Raw genomic sequence first — 5,142 nt, 5'->3', positions numbered from 1 at the left:
CGATCCCGCGCCCGGTTCCGCTGAGAGCGCGCCCCCCGCCGACGCCGTCCCGCCCCGGACGGTGAACTGACCCCGACCACGGCAAGTGAAGGGAGCAGCTCAGGTGACGGTTCCCGGAACGTTCCGAAAGGCGGTGGAGGCCAAGGACCTCTCCGCGATCACCGGCTCGCTCGACCCTGGCATCGAGTTCCACAGCCCGGTGATGGTGAAGCCCTACCACGGCCGCGACTCCGTCGCCGCGCTCCTCGGGGTGCTGCTGGAGGTCTTCGAGGACTTCCACTACACCGACGAGCTGGTCAGCGCCGACCGGCCCGACGCGCCGGCCCAGGCGCTGATCTTCAACGCCCGGGTGCTGGGCAAGGCCGTCCAGGGGCTCGATCTGCTCCGGTTCGGCGACAACGGTCTCGTCACCGGCTTGACCGTGATGGTCCGCCCCCTGCCCGCGGCGATGACGCTCGCCCGGGCGGTGGGGCGGCGGATGGAGGCGGCGGAGGGACCGGGGGGCCCGTCCGGCACCGCCCACCTATAGGGAGTCGAGAAAGAGATGGAAAGTAAGGTCCCCGCACGCGCGGCACACCCCGCTACCGCAACCCCTGACGTTCCCGCGACCTCCGCGGACCCCGAGCCCCCCAGGCCGCCCGTGGTTCCGGCGGAGCCCGCGAAGTCCCCGGACCCCATGAAACCGGCGGACCCCGCGATCTCGGCGGACCCCGTGGATTCGGCGGACCCCGTGGACTCGGCGGAGCCGGTGCCTCCCCGGGGTGCGGCCGGTGCCGATGAGCCCGCCCCGGGGGGTGTGCGGTCCGGGGTCCGGTGGGGTGAGTTGTCACCGGCGCACCGGATCGCCGCGGATCTGGACGGTTATCTCGGTGACCCGATGGACGAGGAGTCCGGGCCGTTCTCGTACCGGGCGATCGTCGCGGCGGAGGAGCGCGATGAACTGCCGGCGGGCGCGGTCGACGCCGTCCGGACCTGGGGTTTCCCGAAGTACCTGGTGCCCGCCGGGCTCGGCGGGCGGTTGACGACCCTGGAGGACCTCTTCTTCGTCACGCGCGGCATCTCCCGGCGCAGCGTCACCGTCGCGGTGATGTACGGGTCCGGGCTGCTGGCGGTGAACCCGGTCTGGCTGTGGGGGGACGGATGGCAGCGCAGGACCGTGGCGGACGGGGTGCTGGACGGGGATCTGGCGTGCTTCGGCGTCTCGGAGGCCGACCACGGCAGCGACGTCATGGCGTCGGAGTCGGAGGCCGAGATCCAGGGCGACGAACTGCTGCTGACCGGGACGAAGTGGCCGGTCGGCAACGCCACCCGCGGCCGGTTCGTCACCACCTACGCCAAGACCGGCCCGCGCGACTTCTCGCTCATCCTGGTCGACAAGCGGGAGCTCGAACCGGACATGTGGACGGCGCTGCCGCCGGTGCGGACGGTGGGGCTGCGCGGCCACGACCTGAGCGGCGTGATGTTCGTCGGCGCCCGCGTCCCGGCGGAGCGGGTGATCGGGCGGCGCGGTTCCGGGCTCGTGCAGACGCTGAAGACGCTGCAGATCACCCGGACGGCGATCGCGGCGCTGTCGGTCGGCACGATGGACGCGGTGGTCCGCATCGGGATGCGGTACTCGCGCGAGCGCACCCTGTACGGGTCAGACATCTACAACATCCCCGTCATCCGCGACCATCTGGTCAAGACGCACCTGGACCTGCTCATCGCCGAGTGCGTCGCGATCCCGGTGACGCGCAGCCTGACGGTCGCGCCGGGGCGGCTCAGCCTGTGGTCGTCGATCGTGAAGTACTTCGTCCCCGTCCTGGGGGAGGAGGTCGTGGCCAGCATCGGCACGGTGCTCGCGGCGCGCGGCTACCTGCGCGAAGGCGTGGCGCACGGAGTGTTCCAGAAGCTCCAGCGCGACCACGCCATCGCGAGCATCTTCGAGGGCACCACACACGTTAACCTCGCCAACGTCGCCGGGCAGCTGCCGTACCTGATCGAGCCACCCGAGGAGACGGGCCGCGAGGACGAGCTGCTGGCCGACCTGTACTGCTGGACGAGGACGCCCCCCACCTGGGAACCGGACGGCCGGATGCTCCAGCTCACCAACGAGGGCCGCGACGAGGTCGGGCAGCGGTTCGAGCAGATCTCCGAGGAACTGCTGTCGGCGGCGAACGCGCACGCGGCGCCCGGCGTCGCGGCCGAGCTGAAGGACCTGATGTCCAGCATCGGCGGGCTGCGGGCCAAGGTGGAGCAGGGCATCCGGGCCGCCGAGGGCGACACCGGATCGGTGGCGGCATTGGCACGGGCCAAGCGGTACTGCGAGCTGCACGCGATGATGTCGTGCGTCCTGACGTGGCTGCACAACCGGCACGCGTTCGGTGGGGCCTTCGCCGACGGGCAGTGGCTCGTGCTGTGCCTGCAGCGCCTGCTGCAGCGGGCCCAGCCCGACACCGCCCTGTCGGAGGAGTTCCTTCCCTCGCTGGAGGCCGCGATGTTCCGCGTCTCTGACGACCGGGGCTGGTTCTCCTTGCTGTCCCTGGCCGAAGACGAGTGATGGCCTATGCGCTCGCACAGGGATTTCGTGTCGCTCGTCCGGGAGAACATCCGGGAGCAGGGCGACGGCCGGTCGTTCACGTTCATCAGTGAGGAACCGGGCCGCAAGTACAAGGAGAACGTGCTCGGTTTCGCCGAACTCGACCGCGGGGCCCGCGCGCTGGCCTGCCGGCTGGAGGCGCGCGGGCTGCGGGACAGGGCCGTCCTGCTGCTGTATCCGGAAGGGCTGGAGTTCCTGACGGCGTTCCTGGGATGCCTGTACGCGCGGGTCGTCGCCGTCCCGGCGCCCCTGCCCGACCTGGACGCGGAACGGTTCGGGCGCACCCGCCGGATCATCGACGACGCCGACATCACGCTGGTCCTGACCGACACCGCCCACCGCGACACGATCGACGGGTGGCTCGCCGGCGGCGGTCTGAAAGGACGCGTCCACTGCCTCGACACCTCGGGCGCGGACGGCGAGGCCCCCGACCCGGGGGACTGGACGCCTCCCGCGTTCGGTCCAGAGACCCTGGCCTTCCTGCAGTACACCTCCGGCTCCACCAGCGAGCCGAAGGGCGTCATGGTCACCCACGGCAACCTGCTCGGCAACGGCGAGGAGATCAAGCGGCGGATCGAGGGGTCGCCCGACACCGTCGGTGTCGGCTGGGTGCCGCATTACCACGACATGGGTCTGGTGGGGCAGTTCCTCCAGCCGCTCTATCTCGGCTGCAGTTACGTGTTCACCTCGCCGATCACGTTCATCAAGCGGCCGGTGCTGTGGCTGGAGCTCATCACCCGCTACCGGGGCACGATCACGGTGGCGCCGAACTTCGGCTACGACCTGGCACTGCGCCGCATCACCGACCGCCAGATGGAGGGCCTCGACCTCTCGTCCCTGCGGGTGGCGAAGAACGGCGCGGAGCCCGTGCGCGCGGTGACGCTGGAGCGGATGGCGGAGCGGTTCGCCCCGGTCGGCTTCCGTCCCGAGATGTGGATGCCGTGCTACGGGATGGCCGAGACGACCCTCCTCATCACCGCCGCCCCGCTCGGCGGCGGGCCCGTCATCCGCGACTTCGACGCCGCCGCCCTCACCCGCGACACCGCCGTCCCCCGGGACGGGCCCTCCGGCGCGGAGGGAGGCGTGCGGCGGCTGGTGAGCAGCGGCCGCCCCGTCACGTTGGACGTGCGGGTGGTCGACCCGGCGACCCGCGAGGAGCGCCCAGCGGGGCACGTGGGGGAGATCTGGGTCGGCGGCGGCAGCGTCGCCAGCGGGTACTGGCGCAGCCCTCAGGAGACGCGTGCGGGCTTCCAGGCCCGCACCGCCGACGGGGCGGGCCCCTACCTCCGGACGGGCGATCTCGGCTTCGTCGCCGACGGCGAGCTGTACGTCACCGGGCGGATCAAGGACCTCATCATCGTCAACGGGCGCAACATCTACGCCCACGACATCGAGGAGGCCGCCCGGGACGCGCACCCCGCCGCCCTCGCCGGCGCGGCGTTCGCCGTCGATCCGGAGCCCGGTCGGGACGACGGGGTGGAACACGTCGTCCTCGTCCAGGAGATCAGCACCAGGGCCGCCGCCGGGACGCCGCTGGACGAGGTGGCGTCCCTCATCAGGGCCCGCGCGGCCCGCGCGTTCGAGCTGCCCGCGCTGAGCGTCGTGCTGACCGGGCGGGGCACGGTGCGGCGGACGACCAGCGGGAAACTGCAGCGCCTCCTCACCCGGCGCGCGTACCTCGCCGGGGAGATCACCGAACTCGCCCGGGACCTCGAACCGGGCGTCGCCGGGCCGTCCCGGGCGCCCGCCTGATCGGCCGGAATGGGAATTTCGGTGAACCGGAAAAACGACCATAACCAAACCTAGTCAAAAGCATGACTAATCATGTCGTTGCCTGCTATCGTCGGCACAACCCTGAGTCAAGGCGGGGAGAGAAGGCCGATGGCGCTACGTCACGCGGTGCTGGCGGCGCTGCTCGATGGCGAGTACAGCGGCTACCAGCTGGCCAAGATCTTCGATTTGTCGGTCTCCAACTTCTGGCATGCCGTACCGCAGCAGCTCTATTCGGAGCTGTCGAGGTTGGAGACCGAAGGTCTGATCAGCGGACGGCAGATCATCCAGCACGACCGCCCCAACAAGCGGGTGTACACCGTCACGCAGGCCGGCGTCGACGAGCTCGAACGGTTCGCGACGTCCCCCGCCAAGCCAGGAATCATCCGAGAGAACCTGCTCGTCATGGTCCAGGCCGTGGACCACATCTCAGCCGAGTCCGTCATCGCGCAGCTCGAGGACCGGGCCGTGGCGTCCGCCGCCAAGGTCGAGGTCTTCGAACGCACCCTGAAGCACCTGCGCGGCGATCTGGACGAGGAGGCGTTCCTGCGGACCGGAAATCCCGTGGGACCGTACCTGACATGCCTGCGCGGCCTGCGTTTCGAGCAGGAGAACTACGAGTGGTTCACCAGTACCGCCCGGCTGCTGCGAGCCAGGGCGGGCACACAGGCCGAGGGGGGCGAGCCGTCATGACCGGAGTGCACCACGCACCGGCGGCCCGCACCACCTCGTACTTCGTGCCGCCGCATGCCCGAACGGCGGCGGCACATGCACCAACCCCCCGCGCCCTCCCC

At 70.8% G+C, this 5,142-nt stretch carries 4 protein-coding genes; all 4 read left to right on the top strand.

All coding sequences use genetic code 11. The annotated features are described in order from the left end of the window. Positions 1–103 precede the first annotated feature (103 nt). The 4 genes from E1289_RS36385 (at position 104) to E1289_RS36370 (ending at position 5,041) form a co-directional block, all read left to right on the top strand. Complete coding sequence (locus E1289_RS36385; RefSeq protein ID WP_165970768.1) at positions 104–529, top strand: nuclear transport factor 2 family protein; 426 nt, start codon at positions 104–106, stop codon at positions 527–529. Between the two features lie 294 nt (positions 530–823). Further along, the gene (locus E1289_RS36380; protein ID WP_207929391.1) at positions 824–2,539 is read left to right on the top strand and encodes an acyl-CoA dehydrogenase; all 1,716 of its coding nucleotides are present in this window, start codon (positions 824–826) and stop codon (positions 2,537–2,539) included. Positions 2,540–2,545: 6 nt separating this feature from the next. Then, positions 2,546–4,330, top strand: a complete 1,785-nt coding sequence (locus tag E1289_RS36375; RefSeq protein ID WP_131988529.1) for a fatty acyl-AMP ligase — start codon at positions 2,546–2,548, stop codon at positions 4,328–4,330. A gap of 129 nt (positions 4,331–4,459) precedes the next feature. After that, entirely contained in the window at positions 4,460–5,041 is a 582-nt protein-coding gene (locus E1289_RS36370) for a PadR family transcriptional regulator (RefSeq protein WP_131988527.1), read from the top strand. Positions 5,042–5,142 lie beyond the last annotated feature (101 nt).

This window comes from Actinomadura sp. 6K520 (assembly GCF_004349245.1).
Classification (GTDB): domain Bacteria; phylum Actinomycetota; class Actinomycetes; order Streptosporangiales; family Streptosporangiaceae; genus Spirillospora.
Note: the sequence above shows the minus strand (reverse complement) of the source record. Positions and strands in the feature narration are given on the sequence as shown.